The sequence below is a fragment of the Komagataeibacter sp. NFXK3 genome (genome assembly GCF_054182245.1).
Window position 1 is genome coordinate 41,341 of the sequence record NZ_JAPIVJ010000005.1, and the last position, 17,180, is coordinate 58,520.

A 17,180-nucleotide genomic window follows, 5' to 3' on the forward strand; every position below is an offset into this window, starting at 1 on the left:
CATAACGCAATGCCCCGGATTGGCCAACTGGCCCCCACTCCGGATATGCTGAAGCCCGAGCCATAATGGAGCCATTATTCCGATGTCCCCTACCGTACCGCGGATCGTGATGAAATTCGGCGGCACTTCCGTCGCCGATCTTGACCGGATTCGGGCCGTGGCGGAAAAAGTCCGGAAACAGGTCGAGGCCGGGTGCGAGGTTGCCGTTGTGGTCTCCGCCATGTCTGGCGTGACCAACCGCCTTGTCGGTTACTGCCGCGATCTTTCCGCAACGCACGATGAACGCGAATACGATGCCGTCGTTTCCACCGGCGAGCAGGTGACCAGCGGCCTGCTGGCCATAGCGTTGCAGAAGCTGGGCATCAACGCCCGCTCCTGGCTGGGCTGGCAGATCCCGCTGCGCACCGATAACGCCCACGGCAAGGCCCGCATCGAATCAATCGATGGCGCGGCCCTGATTTCCAGCATGCGCGCGGGCCAGGTACCGGTCGTGGCGGGTTTCCAGGGCATCGGGGAAGACGGGCGCATCACCACGCTGGGCCGTGGTGGTTCCGACACCTCGGCCGTGGCGCTGGCTGCGGCGCTGAAGGCGGATCGCTGCGACATCTACACGGATGTGGACGGAATCTATACAACCGATCCCCGTATTGTTACCAAGGCACGCAAGCTGGACCGCATCACCTACGAGGAGATGCTGGAACTGGCATCGGTCGGCGCCAAGGTGCTCCAGACCCGGAGCGTGGAACTGGCCATGAAGGAGCGCGTGCGCGTGCAGGTGCTCTCCAGCTTCAATGACGGGCCAGCACCATCGGAAGGGCATCTGCCCGGTTCATTAGTCGTGGATGAGGACGAAATCGTGGAACAGGAACAGGTCGCCGGAATTGCCTACTCCCGGGACGAGGCGAAGGTTTCCGTCCGCCAGCTTCCCGACCGGCCGGGCATCGCCGCCGCCGTGTTCGGCCCGCTGGCCGACGCCAACGTGAACGTGGACATGATCGTGCAGAGCACCGGCGATGATGGCATGACCAACATGACCTTCACCGTGGGCAAGACCGATCTCGCCCGCGCCATTTCGGTGCTGGAAAGCACCCACGCCACCACCCAGTACGCCGAACTGCAGACCGATGACAGCGTGGTCAAGATCAGCGTCGTGGGTGTTGGCATGCGCTCGCATGCCGGTGTGGCCAGCACCATGTTCCGCACCCTGGCCGAGCGCAACATCAACGTGCAGGTCATCTCGACCAGCGAGATCAAGGTCTCGGTGCTGATCGCCTCCGAATATACCGAGCTGGCCGTGCGCGCGCTCCACACCGCCTATGGGCTGGATGCAGCGTGAGCACCACCATGGCCGCCACCCCTGATGCCCCGTCCGCCCTGACCGACCCCGCGCGCCGCAGGGAGGCCCGTGCCCGCCTCGACCACCTGTGGGGTCGTGGCACGCGCTTCCTGGGCAGCGAATACGCGTTGCTGGCAGGTGCCATGTCGTGGGTGAGCGAGCGCAACCTTGTCTCGGCCATTTCCAACGCGGGCGGCTTTGGCGTGCTGGCCTGCGGCGCGATGGAACCCGAGCGCCTGGCCGAGGAAATCGCGGCGACACAGGCGCTGACCAAGCAGCCCTTTGGCGTGAACCTGATCACCATGCACCCCCGGCTTGATGACCTGGTGCAGGTGTGCATCCGCGCGGGCATTACGCATGTGGTGCTGGCGGGCGGCATCCCGTCCGGGCCGGTCATCCGTGCCATCAAGGACGGGGGTGCGAAGGTCATTGCGTTCGCGCCCGCCTTTGTGCTGGCCAAGCGGCTGGTGCGGCTGGGCGTCGATGCGCTGGTGATCGAGGGATCGGAAGCAGGCGGGCATGTCGGCCCCGTGTCGCTGACGGTGCTGGCGCAGGAAATCCTGCCCCATATCCATGACGTGCCGGTGTTCGTGGCAGGTGGGCTGGGGCGGGGGGATGCGATCCTGTCCTACCTTGAGCAGGGCGCATCGGGCGCACAGCTTGGCACGCGCTTTGCTGCCTCACGCGAGAGCATCGCGCATGAAAACTTCAAGAAGGCCTTCATCCGCGCCAACGCGCGTGATGCCGTGACATCCGTGCAGCTTGACGAGCGCTTTCCGGTCATTCCGGTGCGTGGGCTGAACAATGCAGGCACAAGGCGCTTCATGCAGCACCAGGCGGAAACGCTGCGCCGCTTTCAGGGTGGTGAACTGACCAAGGAAGCCGCCCAGCTTGATATCGAGCATTTCTGGGCGGGCGCCCTGCGCCGTGCCGTGATCGATGGCGATGTGGAGAATGGATCGGTCATGGCCGGGCAGTCCGTGGGCATGATCACCGCCGAGCAGCCGGTCAGCGAAATTATCAATCAGCTGGTCGATCAGGCCATCGATGCCCTGATCCGTCAGGAAGAGAGGGCCCGCTACGGATGACCGACGGCAAGCGCATTTTCCGTGGCAAGGCAACGCCGGGCGCGCCTGCGCCAGCACCGGGCACCACTCCCATCGCCTCGGTCGGTGACATGCTGCGCGCGCGCCGCGAGGAGCTGGGCTGGAACCTGCCCGATGTCGCGGCATGGCTGCGCATCCGCCTGCCTTACCTGCAGGCCCTGGAGGAGGGGCGCCCCGGCGAACTTCCCGGCTCGGCCTATGCCATCGGCTTCCTGCGCAGCTACGCCAATGCGCTGGGGCTGGAAGGCGAACAGCTTGCCGAACGCTTCAAGATCGAGAGCCGGGGGGCCTTTACCCGCAAGGCCGAACTGTCCTTTCCCGTGCCGCTGCCTGACCGGGGGCTGCCAACCGGCGTGCTCCTGCTGTGCGGCCTCGTCATTCTGGTGGGGGCCTATGCGGGGTGGTACAAGCTTACCGGCTCGCAGGGCATTCATGACCTTCCGGCCAAGCTGACCCTGCCGGGCGTGTCATCGGGCACGACCGCGTCGCCGCAGGTGGCCTCGGTGCTACCACCCACGGATGAGCGGCCCGCGCCCCAGCCCCTGCCACCGCAGGAGCGCGAGGCGCTGACCGGAACGCCTGCCACGCTGCCGCCCGCGGCAGTGCTTCCGCCCATGCCGGCACCTGCCGCACCTGCGCAGCCGCTCGAGAAAATGGGCGAGGACCGCAACGTGCTGGCCCAGCAGGCCCCGGCCACGCCAGCCCCCGTTTCGGCTGGCGACAGCGTGACCCTGAACGCATCGGCCACGACCTGGGTGCAGGTGCGCAGGCATGGTGGCCCCGTGCTGTATGACCACGTGCTCCAGCCCGGCGAGACATGGCAGACACCGCAGGGCCAGACCAGCCTGGAACTGACCGTGGGCAATGCGGGCGGCCTGACGCTTGCCGCAGGCGGGGTCACGACCCAGCCGCTGGGCCGCAACGGGGAAGTGCGGCACAATATCCCGCTCACCCCGGCGGCCGTGGCTGATGGCTCGGTGCTGCATGCCGCGCCTGCGGCAAATATTCACCCGCCAATGCCTTCATCCATGCAGCCAGGCGGCACAACCGCCACAGGGAGCGGCAATAATCTCTCTCCGCCCCTCCCGCAGCACATCAATCCGGAGTAAAAGGGTCTCCTACGGCATGGTCCACAATGTGGCCGCCATGCCGGGAACCGGCATGTAACAGACCATCGGGCCGTGCCACGCCCCGCCACGGCGGGCCGGAGCACATACCGCCGCCTTAATGTGGAGGGCACAGAAATGAGCAGCTATCGTCCCTATCAGCACATCGAACGCCGCAAGTCGCGGCAGATCCATGTCGGCAGCGTGCCGGTCGGTGGTGATGCCCCGGTTTCGGTGCAGACCATGACCAACACCCTGACCACCGATGCCGAGGCCACGATCGCGCAGATCCGCCGCGCCGAGCTTGCGGGCGTGGATATCGTGCGCGTGTCCTGCCCCGATGAGGAGAGCACGAAGGCACTGGCCGAGATCGTGCGCGAAGTGAACGTGCCGATCGTGGCCGACATCCACTTCCACTACAAGCGCGCCATCGAGGCCGCCCAGGCCGGCGCCGCGTGCCTGCGCATCAACCCCGGCAACATCGGCAGCGCCGAGCGCGTGCGCGAGGTGGTGAAGGCGGCGAAGGACCACAACTGTTCCATCCGCATCGGCGTCAATGCTGGTTCGCTTGAGAAGCACTTGCTGGAAAAATACGGCGAGCCAAACCCCGAGGCCCTGGTGGAAAGCGCGCTCGAACACGCCAAGATCCTTGAGGATCATGACTTCCACGAGTTCAAGATCAGCGTGAAGGCGTCGGACGTGTTCATGGCGGTCGCGGCTTACCAGCAGCTTGCCGATGTATGCGACCATCCGCTGCATATCGGCATTACCGAGGCGGGCAGCAAGCGCGCGGGCACGGTCAAGTCCTCCATCGGGCTGGGCAACCTTCTGTGGGCGGGCGTGGGTGACACGATGCGCGTCTCGCTCTCGGCGGAGCCGGAAGAGGAAGTGCTGGTCGGCTGGGATATCCTGAAGTCGCTGGGCCTGCGCCATCGTGGCGTGAAGATCATTTCCTGCCCGTCCTGCGCGCGGCAGGGCTTCAACGTGATCGAGACCGTGCAGACGCTGGAAGACCGCCTGGCCCATATCAAGACCCCCATGACGCTGTCGATCATCGGCTGCGTGGTCAATGGCCCCGGCGAGGCGCTGATGACCGATATCGGCGTGACCGGCGGCGGTTCGGGCCGCCACATGGTCTATTCCGCCGGCAAGCAGGACCACACCATGCCTGCGGGCGACATGATCGAGCATATCGTGGAGCTGGTGGAGAAGAAGGTGGCCGTGCTGGAAAAGGCGGATGCCAACAACACCCCCGCCGAGGAAATGGCCCGCGAGGCCAGCATGTCCACCACGGACTGAGTCAAACGCCGCATGCCCGGCCAAGGGGCACGCGGCCTGACCGGTGGCCTGCGTGCGGGCCATCGGACTGAATACAGGAATATCGCGTAGTGAGCAGCTTACAGCCCGTTCGTGGCACCCATGACCTGATTGGTGAGGAACGCAGGCGGTTCAACCATGTAGTGGAAACCGCGCGCCGCATTGTCGGCCTGTACGGGTTTGACGAGTGGTCGACCCCCGTGTTCGAGGATACGCGGGTCTTTTCGCGCTCGCTGGGCGATACGTCCGATGTTGTCTCGAAAGAGATGTACACATTCGAGGACCGTGGCGGTGAATCCCTGACCCTGCGGCCCGAGGGCACGGCAGCCATCTGCCGCGCCCTGGTCACCAACGGGCTGACCCAGTCGCTGCCGCAGAAGGTGTTTTACGCCGGGCCGATGTTCCGCTACGAGCGCCCGCAGAAGGGACGCTACCGCCAGTTCCACCAGATCGGTGCCGAACTGCTGGGTTCCGCCGAGCCGCTGGCCGATGCCGAGGTCATTGCCATGGGCCGCGACGTGCTGCACGCGCTTGGCATTGGCGATGAAGTGGTGCTGGAGCTCAACACGCTGGGCGACAGCGACAGCCGTGATGCCTGGCGGACGGCGCTGATCGCCTATTTCAGCGAACGGCGCGCCGAACTCTCCGCCGACAGCCAGGCCCGGCTGGAGCGTAACCCGCTGCGCATTCTCGATAGCAAGGCTCCGCAGGACCGTGCGCTGGTGGCGGATTCCCCTACCATTGCCCAGTTCCTTACGCCCGAGGCCCAGGCTTTCTGGGATGGCCTGCGCAGCACGCTGGATACGATGGGCGTGCGCTTTAGGGAAAATCCGCGCATTGTGCGGGGTCTGGATTATTACGGGCATACCGCCTTCGAGTTCGTGACCGAGCGCCTTGGCGCGCAGGGCACCGTGCTGGCGGGGGGGCGCTACGATGGCCTCGTGGCCGAAATGGGTGGCCCCGCCACGCCAGCCATTGGCTGGGCGGGCGGGATCGAGCGCCTGTCCATGCTGCTTGAGGATGTTCCGTCCGAGCCGCGCCCGGTGGCTGTCGTGCCGATGGGGGCGGATGCGCAGGCCGTATCCCTGACCGTGCTGCAGGGCCTGCGGGCTGCTGGCATCCGGGCCGAAACGTCCTATCGTGGCAACATGAAGCGCCGCATGGAACGCGCCAACCGCATGAAGGCGTCGCATGTCGTGGTGATCGGCAGCGACGAGATTGCACGCGGCGTAGCCCAGCTCAAGAACCTCGATAGCGGGCAGCAGACCGAGGTACCCCTCGATGGCGTGGCCGCCGCCCTGCAGGCCGGAACCGCCGCAGGGGGCTGAGCGTGTCAAAATTCGACGAACGCCTGGACCGGATCGTTGGCCGGTGCGAGGAATTGCAGGCTCTTCTGGCCCAGGGCCTGTCGGGCAGCGACTTCACGCAGGCCTCACGCGAGTATGCCGAGCTTGAGCCGATTGTCTCGCGCGTAAACGCGCTGCGCGGGGCGGAAGAAGCCGAGCGCGATGCCAGCCAGATGCTCGCTGACCCCGAGATGCGCGAACTCGCCCAGGCCGAACTTGACGAACTGCGCACGCAGATCCCGGGCCTGCGCCATGATATCCGCCTGGCCATGCTGCCGCGTGACGAGGCGGATGAACGCAGCGCCATCCTTGAAATCCGCCCCGCCGCGGGCGGCGACGAGGCCGGGCTGTTCGCTGCCGAACTGTTTGGCGCCTACCAGCGCTATGCCGACCAGCGCGGCTGGCGCTTCGAGATTCTGGAATATGACCAGTCCGAACTCGGTGGCCTGCGCGAGGGCATTGCCAGCATTACCGGGCGTGGCGTATTCGCCCGGCTGAAATATGAATCCGGCGTGCACCGCGTGCAGCGCGTGCCGGCGACCGAGAGCCAGGGTCGCATCCATACCTCCACCGTCACCGTGGCCGTGCTGCCCGAGGCGGAAGAAGTGGATGTCGAGGTCAATGAAGGTGACCTGCGCATTGATGTCTACCGGGCATCCGGGGCAGGGGGGCAGCACGTCAACAAGACCGAGAGCGCCGTGCGCATCACCCATCTGCCCACCAATATCGTGGTGGCGATGCAGGAAGAGAAGAGCCAGCACAAGAATCGCGCCAAGGCCATGAAGATCCTGCGCGCGCGCCTGTATGAGCGCAATCGCGCCGCCGCCCACGAAACCCGCGCCGCCGACCGCCGCGCCCAGGTGGGCACGGGCGACCGCTCCGAGCGCATCCGTACCTACAATTTTCCGCAAGGTCGCGTGACCGACCACCGCATCGGCCTCACGCTTTACAAGATCGACCGCGTGATGGCGGGTGAACTCGATGAATTCGTCGATGCCCTGACGCAGGAAGAACAGGCCGCCCTGCTTGCAGCGGATGAGGGCTGAGGGAAGCCCCGTTCAGGACGTAGGTGCGGCGCACAGGCTGCTATGGCCGGGATGGCGTTCGACGCTTTCGGGCTCATCTTCATCGACAAGATAGAATTCGGTGAAATTGCGCGAGGCAATGGCCTCAAAATGGTGGCCATCGGGATGATACAGCACGCCTTCGCCGCTGACCTGATGGATCTCGATCTTGCCACCGGGGCGGCGGATGTAAATTTCCCCGCACAGGGCGTAGCTGTGGTTGAGGCGCCCCATCGCGGTATCGACATGGACCGTCTGGCTGGTATGGTTCGCGTCAAGCTGAAAGGTGGCGACGAGCTGCTCATCGACATAAAACCGCTCGGCCTCCGAAATCTCCCCCATGCCGTAGTCGTCCCTGACATCGAACGACCCGGCAAGGGCAGGGGAAGCGCCAGCGCACAGCATGGCGGCCAGGAGCATGCGCGCAAGGCGCGATGAAAGGGCAGGCAGGTACATGATGCCCCAGTATGACGGAAAGCAGCTGTGATGAAAGATGCCATGACACCAGCGCCCACAAATTTGCGCCAGCTGTTGCGTGATGCGACGCAGCAATTGCAGGCCGCAGGCATCGAGGCCCCCCAGCGCGAGGCCCGCCTGCTTGCGTCCCACGCGGCCGGGACCGACCTTGCCGGCCTGCTCCGCATCGACAGGCTGACAGATGCTGCCCAGGCACAATTCGCCCAGGTGCTGGCCCGCCGCCTGCGTTACGAGCCCATGGCCTATATTACCGGGCAGGCCGGGTTCTGGTCGCTCGACCTTGCAGTGTCACCCGCAACCCTTATCCCCCGTGCCGACACCGAAACCCTTGTCGAGGCCGTGCTCGACCACCTGCCTGACCGCAACGCCCCGCTGCGCGTGCTTGATATCGGCACCGGTACGGGCTGCCTGCTTCTGGCCACCCTCGCGCAATACCCGCACGCCCATGGTATTGGCACGGACCTCAACCCGCAGGCTGTGGCGCTCGCCGCCCTCAACGCCACGCGCAACGGACTGGCCGCGCGCAGTCATATGCTGTGCTGCAACTGGGCCGATGGGGTTGAGGGGCCGTTCGACCTCGTTCTGAGCAACCCGCCCTATATTCCGCATGCCGATCTGGCCACCCTCATGCCCGATGTGGTGGCCCATGAACCCGCGCGCGCGCTTGATGGCGGGCCTGACGGGCTTGTCGCCTACCGTGCCCTGGCCACGATCCTGCCATGCCTGCTGGCTCCGGGGGGGCTGGGCGTGCTGGAGCTTGGCATTGGCCAGGATGAGAGCGTGCCCGCACTCATGCGTGCGGCGGGACTGGATATTGTGGAAATACGCCCCGATCTTGGCGGAATAGGGCGCGCACTGGTGGTGAAAAAATAATTTGGCAGAAAGAAACGTGCAGGTTATATTGCCAAAATGCAGGGAAAACGAAAAGCGGGTTGATTGCTGTTCCATTCCCCGCGGGCGATCCCGATTGCAAAACAGAAATACAGGCGACCCGAACCCTTGACAGGTTCCGCCATGCGCAGGGATCCGCGTCCGGTGTCGTGCCGGACAATCAACATGGCAACAGACGGGACGGGCAGAGACCGCCCCACGGTCCAGGGCAGCGCCAGCGACCGGCAACAGGAAAGTGCTGCGACAGCTTATGAACATGAAACGCATGCGGAGCCGTCACCATCGTTCGGGCGGCAGCAGTGGCGGAACCGTACGCCATAATAATGGCCAGATCCCGTTGAACCGCAACCATGTATTTGACAGCAATGGTCCGGACCTGCGCGTGCGGGGCACGGCACAGCAGCTGTTTGAGAAATACCTCCAGCTTGGCCGCGACGCCAGCGGTAGCGGCGACCGCGTCATGGCGGAAGCCTATTTCCAGCATGCCGAACATTATTTCCGCATTCTCAACGCCATGACGCAGGCAGCCCAGCAGAGCCAGCAGGAACGCCAGGAGCGTATGTCCAACCGGCAGCCGCGCCCCGTCGAGAACCGCCAGCCCAGCGAGAACGCCGCTGAGGAACCCGCCGAGCCCGCAGCCGAGCAGCCGGCCGTGATCGAGCCTGCGGAAACAGCCCCCCAGCCCACGATTGACGCAGCCCCTGAAGCCGCACCGGCTCCCGCGCCGCGCGCACCCCGCGCGCCGCGCCGCAGCAGCCGCGCCAAGCCTGCCGCAGGCAAGAAGGAAGAACTGGAATCCACCCCGTCCTGACAAACGGGCCGACCCCCGCCAGCGCTGCTGCGGGGGTCATTTCATTCAGGCGGTTGGCTTGACCAGCCGCCAGACCTTGCGCTTGCGGCCATCGCTCGCCCCCGGCGCATCTTCCACCGTGACCAGCCCCTGATTGCGCAGGGCCTGCAGCGCCAGGCGGGCATGATAGGTGCCAAGTTCGGGAAACAGGTCGCCAATTTCCTTGACGGAACGCGCCTGACCATCCGACAGGATCTTCAGTACGATCTGCCGCTTGCTGTCATGATTTGTCATGCGCCAGGATCTATGCTGAAAAAAAGTCATATGCTTCCATACCAGATCAGTCCCTGATGGCCTAGCGCTGATCCGGCGGCATATCCCCCAGAACCGTATGGATTGCAGCACAAAGATGGCTGAGTTCGGCGGGCGTGATGGTGAAAGCAGGCGTCAGGTAAACGATATTACGGAAGGGACGTACCCATACGCCCTGCGCGATCAGGGCGGTCTTGAGCGCATTCATGTCACGTATGCGGTCAAGTTCCACCACGCCGATGGCCCCCATGACACGCACGTCAACCACATGGGGCAGGGCACGGCAGGGTTCGAGCCCGGCACGCAGCTGCGCTTCAATACGGGCCACCTGCTGCAGGCGGGGTTCGGTTGCAAACAGGTCGAGCGAGGCATTGGCACAGGCGCAGGCCAGGGCATTGGCCATGAAGGTCGGCCCATGCATGAGTGCATGCAAGGGATCATCGGACAGGAAGGCCTCGAATACATGCCTGCGCGCAACAGTGGCGGCCAGCGCCATCGTGCCTCCGGTCAATGCCTTTGAAAGCGTGATGATATCAGGCACGATTCCGGCCTGCTCGCAGGCGAACATCGTGCCGGTGCGGCCAAAGCCGGTAAAGATCTCATCAAGGATCAGCAGCACGCCATGGCGGTCGGCCAGGGTGCGCAGGGTGCGCAGCACTTCGGGGGCATGGAACAGCATGCCGCCTGCGCCCTGCGCCAGGGGTTCGGTAATGATGGCGGCAATGCTGCCTGCGTTTTGTGCCAGCAGGGCATCAAGGGCTGCGGTGCTTGCGGCATCGACCGGCAGGTCGGCGATAAAATGCGTGGGCAGCGCACTGTTATAAAGGCTGTGCATGCCTTCCTCCGGGTCGCACACGGCCATGGTGGCGATGGTATCGCCATGGTAGCCGCCGCGAAAGGCCAGCAGCTTCGTGCGCCCGGTCTGGCCCCGGTTGAGCCAGTACTGGATGGCCATCTTCATGGCCACCTCGACCGCGACCGAGCCGGAATCCGTAAAGAATACCCGCTCCAGGTCGCCGGGCAGCAGGGCGGCAAGGCGGCCTGCCAGCGTCAGGGCCGGTTCATTGACCAGGCCGCCAAACATGACATGGGGCATGCGCTCAAGCTGGGCCGCCACCGCGTGGCGGATATGGGGGTGGTTGTAGCCGTGGCAGGCGGTCCACCACGAGGCGATGCCATCCAGCAGTTCCGTGCCATCGGCCAGCGTGATGGTGCAGCCCTGCGTGCGCGTGGCGGGCAGCGGGGGCAGGGCGGTCTGCATCTGCGCGTAGGGTAGCCAGACATGCTGCATGCCTCGCTCCAGCCATTCAGGTCCACACATGCGCTGTCTCCGTGATATTGCATTGGCGGGATTGACCGGGGCGGCAGGCTCCGGCAGGAGAATGCGCTTCATGGCCTGTTTTGACACCCTTTTCCAGACCGCGCTCGACCAGATGGCGCAGCGCCATATCCGTCGCGTGCTGCGCCCCGTGCGCCATAGCGGGCCGGTCACCGTTATCCGTGACGGGCGTGCACTGGTCAATTTCTCATCCAATGATTACCTCGGCCTGTCACATCACCCGGCCCTCGCCGCCCGTGCGGCGCAGTGGCTGCATGAGGATGGAACAGGTGCAGGCGCCTCGCGGCTGGTGACCGGCACCACTGCGCGGCACATGGCGGTGGAAACGCGCCTCGCCGCCTTCAAGGGCGCCGAGGCGGCACTGCTGCTGGCCAGCGGGTGGCAGGCCAATGCATCGGTGCTGGCGGCCATATTGCGGCTGGCAGGCGAGCAGGGCGCCCCCCCGCTGGTATTTGCCGACCGGCTGAACCATGCCAGCCTGCACCACGGCTGCATGGCGGCGGGCGTGCGGCAGATCCGCTTTCGGCACAACGACCTTGACCATCTGGAAAGCCTGCTGCTGCGCCACGCCAATGATCCGGGCCTGCGGGTCATCGTGACGGAAAGCGTGTTCAGCATGGATGGCGACCGCACCGACATCGCCCGCCTTGGCGCACTGGCGCGGGAACACGGCGCTTTCACCTACGTGGATGAAGCCCATGCCACCGGCGTGCTCGGCCCGCAGGGGCGTGGCCTGTGCGCGGGGCATGAGATCGATCTGGTCATGGGCACGTTCAGCAAGGCGCTGGGCGGGTTTGGCGCGTTCGTAACCGGCTCGCGCGCGTTGTGTGATTGGCTGGTCAATGCCTGCTCGGGCTTCGTGTTCACCACCGCCCCGCCACCTGCCATGCTTGGCGCGATGGATGCAGCCCTTGAATGCGTGCCCCATCTGGATGCAGAGCGTGCCCGCCTGGCCCGCAATGCCGCCCATATCCGCGATGTGGTGCGCCGTTGCGGCCTGTCGCCCGAACCCTCGACCACGCAGATCGTGCCGATCATGCTCGGTGATGCCGCCCGTGCGCTGCGCTTTGCCGCAAGCCTTGAGGCGCAGGGCCTGCTTGCCGCCGCCATACGCCCGCCCACGGTGCCGCCCAATGGCAGCCGCATCCGGCTTGCGCTGAGTGCGGCCCATACCGATGCCATGATCGACCAGCTTGCCACCGCCATTCCGCTGGCCCTGCAACAGAGTGCGGCATGAGCGCCACCTCGCCTGTAGCCTTCGTGCATGGCTGGGCGTTCGACCCGACCTTCTGGGCCGCGACCCGCGCGGCCCTTGGCATGGCACGGACGCGTGGCCTCGACTTCGGCTTCTTTGCTCCCCACGCCCATATGGAACTGCCACAGGAGCCCTATATCGGAGTCGGGCACTCACTGGGCACGTTATGGCTTCTGCGCCACCATGGACCGCTGTGCCGGGGGCTGATCCTTATAAACGGCTTCAGCCGGTTCGGGGCCGGACCGGACTTTCCAGCCGGGATCGGCCGGCGCGTGATTGAACGCATGCGCCAGGGGCTGCTGCGTGCGCCGCAGGGATTGCTGCACAGCTTCCGCCTGCGCGCGGGCATTGATGAGCCAGTGCCTGAACCGATCCAGCGCGACCGGCTTGAAACCGGGCTCGAGGCCCTGATGGACATGGATTGCCGGGCTGACCTCAACCGCACGATATGCCCGGTTCATGTCATGGCGGGCACGCAGGATGCCATTGCGCCCCCCGCGCTGACCGAGGCCTGTTTTCCTGCCCGCTCCCTGCAATGGCTGGAAGGCGGCCATCTGCTTCCGCTCACGCATGCCACGGCCTGCGCGGATGCCATCACCACCATGGCCAGACGGATGATGCCATCATGACGCGCAAGGACAGCATTGCCGCCCGTTTCGATATGGCGCGGCACTACGAGCAGGCGGCCCGCATCCAGCGCATAGCCGCTACCGAACTGGCCCGGCGCATTGCAACTGGCATGCACCCTCATGCCCCGCGCCGTATTCTGGAAATTGGCTGTGGCACCGGCTTCCTGACCCGTGAACTGCGCCGCCTGTTTCCCCATGCCCACATCACCGCCACTGATATTGCGCCGGGCATGCTGCAACGCCTGGCCCGGGGCATGCCTGATGACGGGCAACTTGTGCTGCACCGCATGGATGGCGAAGCGCCAGACCTGACCGGCCCGTTCGACCTGATCTGCTCCAGCCTGGCCATGCAGTGGTTTGCCAACCGCAAGGCGACACTCGCCGTACTGGCCCGCCTGCTGGCGCCGGGGGGGCACATGGCGCTGGCAACCCTGTGCGCGGGCAGCTTTCGCCAATGGCGGGCGGCGTATGACGCCGTAGGCGTGACATGCCCCATGATGGATTACCCACCCTGCGCCACGTTGCAGGCCGAATGGCCCGGTTGTGGCGCGGGCCTGTGGCAAGATACTGAAATCATCGATACGCCAGCGTCCCCACTGGCCTTCGTGCGCGAACTCCGTGCGATTGGCGCGACCCATACGGATAGCCCCCGCACGGATGGCCTGCAGCGCGTACTGGCTGCGGCAGGCGCTGGGGATGCGCCTTTTGCCATGTCGTACCGTGTGGCGTACGGGCAGTTCCATCGTGCGCCATGGCCCGGTGTGTTCGTGACCGGTACGGATACGGATGTGGGCAAGACCGTCGCCTCCGCCGCCCTGGTGCGGGCCTGGAACGCGGCTTACTGGAAGCCCCTGCAAAGCGGCACGGATGATACGCCATCCGACAGCACGAGCCTGCGCCACTTGGCGGGGATTGATGCCACGCGGCTCTATCCGCCCGCAGCAAGTTTCGGGGCCTCGCTCTCGCCTGAGGATGCAGCGCGGCAGGCCCATGCCAGCATCGACCCGGCCCGTATCGCCGTGCCGCATCACGACCCTGCGGCAGGCCCGGTCGTGGTGGAAGGGGCAGGGGGCGTGTTTGTTCCGATTGCGCCTGATTACCTGATGGTCGACCTGATGGCGCGGCTGGCGCTGCCGGTGGTGCTGGTCGCGCGCAGCACGCTGGGCACGATCAACCACACGCTGCTCAGCCTTGCCGCCCTGCGGGCACGGGGCCTGCATGTGGCAGGCGTGATCCTGAACGGGCCGCCCGAACCTGTGGGGCGCGATGCCATCATGCGCCACGGGCAGGTGCGCATTCTGGCGCAGTTCCCGCCCATGACGCCCATGGGGCCGGAAGCGGTGGGGCAACTCGCAGCCCTGCTGCCCCCGTGGCATGACATTATGCAGGCATGAATACGCCGCCTTTTTGAAACGGGGCGGCACCCGGAAACGGGGTGGCTGGCAGTGCGCTAACCGCTAATAGCGCCGGATCAGGCCAGCCAGCGTGCCCTGTATGTACACACGTTCTGCCGGAAAAACCCGGGTTTCATACGCGCTATTGGCCGGGATCAGCGCAATTTCCCTGCCCTGATGGCGGATGCGCTTGAGGGTCACCTCATCGCCATCAATCAGCGCCACCACGATTTCCCCATCGCTTGCGTGGTTCTGCTCACGGATGATGACCATGTCACCATCCAGAATGCCCGCTTCCTCCATCGAGTTGCCCGTTACCTCCAGTGCGTAATGGCTGGCCTTGCCCAGCATGTCGGCGGGCACGGTGATGCGGGTGGTCTCGGGGGTGATGGCCTCGATGGGATTGCCCGCGGCAATGCGCCCCACGAAGGGCACGTCCATTACGGCTGCGATCTGTTCAGGCGCAGGCAGGTCTGGCGCGGGGTGGGGCGAATCGGCAGGGCGGGGCGGCGGCGGATCGATATCGGGCAGGCGCAGGATCTCGAGCGCGCGGGCCCGATGATGCCTGCGGTGCAGGAACCCACGCTCCTCCAGCGCCGAAATGAGGCGATGGATGCCAGACTTGGAGCGCAGGCCGAGCGCATCCTTCATTTCATCGAAGGAGGGTGAAAAGCCCGTCCGGCGCAGGTGGCCATCGATAAACAGCAAAAGCTCATGTTGTTTCCTGGTGAGCATGCCACATGTCCTTTTGCCGTGAGCAGCGCCGCCAATGCGCGAACGCCATGGAACAAATCAAAAACCTGTTCCATGTTCTATATTGGTTCCCCCTGCCGCGTCAACCGGCATTCCGGCCTATGCAAAGACGTGATCGATACGGATCACCTCGCAGGCATCGCCCTTTTGTGCGGCTGGCGCATGGGGCGCGCGCAGCACCAGCGCCTGGCTTTGCGCCAGCACGTGCAGCATGGCCGAATCCTGCATGGGGAAGGGCGTTGCCACCAGGCGGCCCTGTCCGTCATGCGCAAGCGTTGCGCGCAGGTGGTCCATGCGCTGGTCGTTTTCCGGCACGTCGCAGCCCAGAATGGCGTGAACCGGCGGCTCGACGGATTGCGCCAGCCCGGCCATGCGCCGCAGGGCGGGCAGCACGAATACGATGGAACACACGAAAGCCGCAACCGGGTTGCCCGGCAGGCCGATAAAGGGCAGGCGGCCCAGATGGCCCGACATCAGCGGGCGGCCCGGCCGCATGGCAATCTTCCAGAAATCGGTTTTCAGCCCCACCTGTTCCAGCCCGCGGCGCACCAGGTCGTGGCTGCCCACGCTGGCACCGCCTGCGGTCAGCAGCATGTCCACGCCATCAACCATGCGCTCCAGCGTCGCCACATCGGTCATGTCATCGCGCAGCACCGGCAGCATGACCGGCTCGGCGCCCACGGCGCGCAGCAGGGCAGCCAGCATGGGCGTGTTGGAATTGGCAATCTGGCCTGCGCCAATCGGGCTGCCGGGCAGCAGCAGTTCATCGCCGGTGGCGGCAATGGCCACGCGGGGGCGGCGGGTGACCTGTACCCACGCATTGTTGGCCGCCGCCGCCAGGCCCACATCGCGTGCCGAAAGCCTGCGGCCTGGGGGCACAAGCACCTGCTCCGCTGCAAAATCCTGCCCCTTGCGGCGCACATAGGTGCCCGGCGCCAGCGTGTGGGTGGTATGCACGCTGCTGCCCTCGCGCTGCGCATTCTCCTGTATCAGCACGGCATCGGTGCCGGCGGGCATGACGCTGCCGGTAAATATCCGCACGCACTGCCCGGGGCCGACCGTCCCGGTAAGGGGATGGCCCGCAGGGGCCTCGGCAATGCAGGCAAGCGTTGCACCGCCAGCCGAAAGGTCCGCCGCGCGCACGGCATAGCCATCCATGGACGAGACATCGGCTGGCGGGTTGGACAGCCCCGCCGTGATGGGGGCGGCACTGACGCGCCCACAGGCATCGGTCAGGGCCACGACCTCGGCTGGGAGGGGGAAAACCCCCTCCAGAATCCGCTCACGCGCTTGCGCTACACTCAACATCGGGCACGGCACTCCATTTTTTTTGCCATTCTGGGGCGATTCCAGCAGAAATATCGGTCAAGGTGCTTGACCTGAGCCTTGTGTATGCGCATTTTCCGCCAACTTGAACCACTGCTGCACCTGAGTGTTCCAGCAGCGGCGGAGCAGTGCTGAGGATATCATGGCCAAGAGCAACACCATTCAGATCAAACTCGTCTCCACGGCGGACACGGGCTACTTCTATGTGACCAAGAAGAACGCCCGCGCCCAGACCGGCAAGATGGAACTGCGGAAATACGACCCCGTCGCGCGCAAGCACGTGGCCTTCCGCGAAGCGAAGATCAAATAATCTCCCGATTTGCGGAGATGAAAAAAACCCCGGCAGGTTTTCCGCCGGGGTTTTTTTGTATCTGCCGCGTGCCGGGGCCTCTCAGTACAGATGGTCATGCTCCGCGTAGGGCACGACAATCTCATCCGGGCGCGCGAGGTTCTGCATGGAGCGGGCGCGTTCATCGAGCAGGTCGGTGTCGAGCGCGCCTTCCTTGAGGCCACGCACGCGGCGCAGCCACACTTCCTGCTCGGCCGTGGCGTCCTTCTGGGCCGAACGTGCTTCATCAAGCAGGTGCAACTGCGTGGCGTAGCTGTGCAGCCCATGCTCGCCGCGCATGACGTTCCAGCCAAAATAACCCGTCAGCGCGATGAACAGGGCAGGGGGAATGGTCGCGCGCATCACACGCTTCGCGATCTTGACTACCTGCATTCCATCACCCCTTTTCGC

18 protein-coding genes are annotated in these 17,180 nt (G+C 65.3%); 12 read left to right on the forward strand and 6 right to left on the reverse strand.

Translation table 11 applies throughout. From position 1 onward, the window contains the following. Nucleotides 1-82 precede the first annotated feature (82 nt). From OQZ28_RS07010 to prfA, 6 genes are all read left to right on the forward strand, one after another. Nucleotides 83-1,336, forward strand: a complete 1,254-nt coding sequence (locus OQZ28_RS07010) for an aspartate kinase (RefSeq protein WP_130730985.1) — start codon at nt 83-85, stop codon at nt 1,334-1,336. 8 nt (nt 1,337-1,344) lie between these two features. Continuing rightward, a complete protein-coding gene (locus OQZ28_RS07015) occupies nt 1,345-2,424 on the forward strand; it encodes an NAD(P)H-dependent flavin oxidoreductase (RefSeq protein WP_458135754.1) in 1,080 nt (359 codons plus the stop codon). Further along, a complete protein-coding gene (locus tag OQZ28_RS07020) occupies nt 2,421-3,551 on the forward strand; it encodes a helix-turn-helix domain-containing protein (RefSeq protein ID WP_458135614.1) in 1,131 nt (376 codons plus the stop codon). Before OQZ28_RS07015 ends, OQZ28_RS07020 begins: the two co-directional genes overlap by 4 nt. 135 nt (nt 3,552-3,686) lie before the next feature. Continuing rightward, on the forward strand, nt 3,687-4,847 hold the full coding sequence (ispG, locus tag OQZ28_RS07025) for a flavodoxin-dependent (E)-4-hydroxy-3-methylbut-2-enyl-diphosphate synthase (protein ID WP_130730983.1): 1,161 nt from the start codon (nt 3,687-3,689) through the stop codon (nt 4,845-4,847). 89 nt (nt 4,848-4,936) lie between these two features. Beyond that, a complete protein-coding gene (gene hisS, locus OQZ28_RS07030; RefSeq protein WP_458135615.1) occupies nt 4,937-6,193 on the forward strand; it encodes a histidine--tRNA ligase in 1,257 nt (418 codons plus the stop codon). 2 nt (nt 6,194-6,195) lie between these two features. Then, the gene (gene prfA / locus OQZ28_RS07035; RefSeq protein ID WP_130730981.1) at nt 6,196-7,257 is read left to right on the forward strand and encodes a peptide chain release factor 1; all 1,062 of its coding nucleotides are present in this window, start codon (nt 6,196-6,198) and stop codon (nt 7,255-7,257) included. Between the two features lie 12 nt (nt 7,258-7,269). Here prfA and OQZ28_RS07040 read toward each other — a convergent pair whose 3' ends face one another. Next, nucleotides 7,270-7,731: a hypothetical protein gene (locus OQZ28_RS07040; RefSeq protein ID WP_130730980.1), complete on the reverse strand. Its 462-nt coding sequence runs from the start codon at nt 7,729-7,731 to the stop codon at nt 7,270-7,272. 30 nt (nt 7,732-7,761) lie between these two features. Here OQZ28_RS07040 and prmC point away from each other — a divergent pair, with 30 nt between their 5' ends. Together prmC and OQZ28_RS07050 are read left to right on the forward strand one after the other, a co-directional pair. Further along, a complete protein-coding gene (prmC, locus tag OQZ28_RS07045; RefSeq protein ID WP_458135616.1) occupies nt 7,762-8,625 on the forward strand; it encodes a peptide chain release factor N(5)-glutamine methyltransferase in 864 nt (287 codons plus the stop codon). 268 nt (nt 8,626-8,893) lie between these two features. Next, nucleotides 8,894-9,454, forward strand: coding sequence for a DUF4167 domain-containing protein (locus OQZ28_RS07050; protein WP_458135755.1), 561 nt, complete (start codon nt 8,894-8,896; stop codon nt 9,452-9,454). Between the two features lie 45 nt (nt 9,455-9,499). Here the strand turns inward: OQZ28_RS07050 and OQZ28_RS07055 are convergent, their stop codons facing one another. After that, on the reverse strand, nt 9,500-9,757 hold the full coding sequence (locus OQZ28_RS07055; RefSeq protein WP_130730978.1) for a hypothetical protein: 258 nt from the start codon (nt 9,755-9,757) through the stop codon (nt 9,500-9,502). A 31-nt stretch (nt 9,758-9,788) separates the two neighbouring features. After that, nucleotides 9,789-11,066 carry an adenosylmethionine--8-amino-7-oxononanoate transaminase gene (locus OQZ28_RS07060; RefSeq protein WP_458135756.1) on the reverse strand — a complete coding sequence of 426 codons (1,278 nt, stop codon included), beginning with the start codon at nt 11,064-11,066 and terminating at the stop codon, nt 9,789-9,791. Between the two features lie 61 nt (nt 11,067-11,127). On the opposite strand from OQZ28_RS07060, the gene OQZ28_RS07065 reads away from it, so the two are divergent. From OQZ28_RS07065 to bioD, 3 genes are read left to right on the forward strand one after another with little or no spacing between them, the layout of a single operon-like run. Beyond that, entirely contained in the window at nt 11,128-12,321 is a 1,194-nt protein-coding gene (locus OQZ28_RS07065; RefSeq protein ID WP_458135617.1) for an aminotransferase class I/II-fold pyridoxal phosphate-dependent enzyme, read from the forward strand. Continuing rightward, the gene (locus OQZ28_RS07070) at nt 12,318-12,968 is read left to right on the forward strand and encodes an alpha/beta fold hydrolase (RefSeq protein WP_458135618.1); all 651 of its coding nucleotides are present in this window, start codon (nt 12,318-12,320) and stop codon (nt 12,966-12,968) included. Before OQZ28_RS07065 ends, OQZ28_RS07070 begins: the two co-directional genes overlap by 4 nt. Beyond that, entirely contained in the window at nt 12,965-14,362 is a 1,398-nt protein-coding gene (gene bioD / locus OQZ28_RS07075) for a dethiobiotin synthase (RefSeq protein WP_458135619.1), read from the forward strand. The genes OQZ28_RS07070 and bioD overlap by 4 nt, the downstream gene beginning before the upstream one ends. A gap of 63 nt (nt 14,363-14,425) precedes the next feature. On the opposite strand, the gene lexA is transcribed toward bioD, so the two are convergent. Then, nucleotides 14,426-15,097 carry a transcriptional repressor LexA gene (gene lexA / locus OQZ28_RS07080; protein WP_130730974.1) on the reverse strand — a complete coding sequence of 224 codons (672 nt, stop codon included), beginning with the start codon at nt 15,095-15,097 and terminating at the stop codon, nt 14,426-14,428. 117 nt (nt 15,098-15,214) lie between these two features. Continuing rightward, complete coding sequence (locus OQZ28_RS07085) at nt 15,215-16,423, reverse strand: molybdopterin molybdotransferase MoeA (RefSeq protein WP_458135620.1); 1,209 nt, start codon at nt 16,421-16,423, stop codon at nt 15,215-15,217. Between the two features lie 160 nt (nt 16,424-16,583). Here OQZ28_RS07085 and rpmG point away from each other — a divergent pair, with 160 nt between their 5' ends. Next, nucleotides 16,584-16,751 carry a 50S ribosomal protein L33 gene (gene rpmG, locus OQZ28_RS07090; protein ID WP_007400522.1) on the forward strand — a complete coding sequence of 56 codons (168 nt, stop codon included), beginning with the start codon at nt 16,584-16,586 and terminating at the stop codon, nt 16,749-16,751. A gap of 81 nt (nt 16,752-16,832) precedes the next feature. Here rpmG and OQZ28_RS07095 read toward each other — a convergent pair whose 3' ends face one another. Further along, complete coding sequence (locus OQZ28_RS07095; RefSeq protein WP_130730972.1) at nt 16,833-17,162, reverse strand: FtsB family cell division protein; 330 nt, start codon at nt 17,160-17,162, stop codon at nt 16,833-16,835. Nucleotides 17,163-17,180 lie beyond the last annotated feature (18 nt).

Bases quoted from the DNA above. Each gene is read 5' to 3' on its own strand.
- OQZ28_RS07040 (WP_130730980.1), bottom strand. From the start codon at position 7,731: ATGTACCTGCCTGCCCTTTCATCGCGCCTTGCGCGCATGCTCCTGGCC.
- OQZ28_RS07055 (WP_130730978.1), bottom strand. From the start codon at position 9,757: ATGACTTTTTTTCAGCATAGATCCTGGCGCATGACAAATCATGACAGC.
- OQZ28_RS07015 (WP_458135754.1), top strand. From the start codon at position 1,345: ATGGCCGCCACCCCTGATGCCCCGTCCGCCCTGACCGACCCCGCGCGC.
- OQZ28_RS07085 (WP_458135620.1), bottom strand. From the start codon at position 16,423: ATGTTGAGTGTAGCGCAAGCGCGTGAGCGGATTCTGGAGGGGGTTTTC.
- OQZ28_RS07095 (WP_130730972.1), bottom strand. From the start codon at position 17,162: ATGCAGGTAGTCAAGATCGCGAAGCGTGTGATGCGCGCGACCATTCCC.
- rpmG (WP_007400522.1), top strand. From the start codon at position 16,584: ATGGCCAAGAGCAACACCATTCAGATCAAACTCGTCTCCACGGCGGAC.
- ispG (WP_130730983.1), top strand. From the start codon at position 3,687: ATGAGCAGCTATCGTCCCTATCAGCACATCGAACGCCGCAAGTCGCGG.
- OQZ28_RS07060 (WP_458135756.1), bottom strand. From the start codon at position 11,066: ATGTGTGGACCTGAATGGCTGGAGCGAGGCATGCAGCATGTCTGGCTA.
- prmC (WP_458135616.1), top strand. From the start codon at position 7,762: ATGAAAGATGCCATGACACCAGCGCCCACAAATTTGCGCCAGCTGTTG.
- OQZ28_RS07050 (WP_458135755.1), top strand. From the start codon at position 8,894: ATGAACATGAAACGCATGCGGAGCCGTCACCATCGTTCGGGCGGCAGC.
- OQZ28_RS07070 (WP_458135618.1), top strand. From the start codon at position 12,318: ATGAGCGCCACCTCGCCTGTAGCCTTCGTGCATGGCTGGGCGTTCGAC.
- bioD (WP_458135619.1), top strand. From the start codon at position 12,965: ATGACGCGCAAGGACAGCATTGCCGCCCGTTTCGATATGGCGCGGCAC.
- OQZ28_RS07065 (WP_458135617.1), top strand. From the start codon at position 11,128: ATGCGCTTCATGGCCTGTTTTGACACCCTTTTCCAGACCGCGCTCGAC.
- lexA (WP_130730974.1), bottom strand. From the start codon at position 15,097: ATGCTCACCAGGAAACAACATGAGCTTTTGCTGTTTATCGATGGCCAC.
- OQZ28_RS07020 (WP_458135614.1), top strand. From the start codon at position 2,421: ATGACCGACGGCAAGCGCATTTTCCGTGGCAAGGCAACGCCGGGCGCG.
- OQZ28_RS07010 (WP_130730985.1), top strand. From the start codon at position 83: ATGTCCCCTACCGTACCGCGGATCGTGATGAAATTCGGCGGCACTTCC.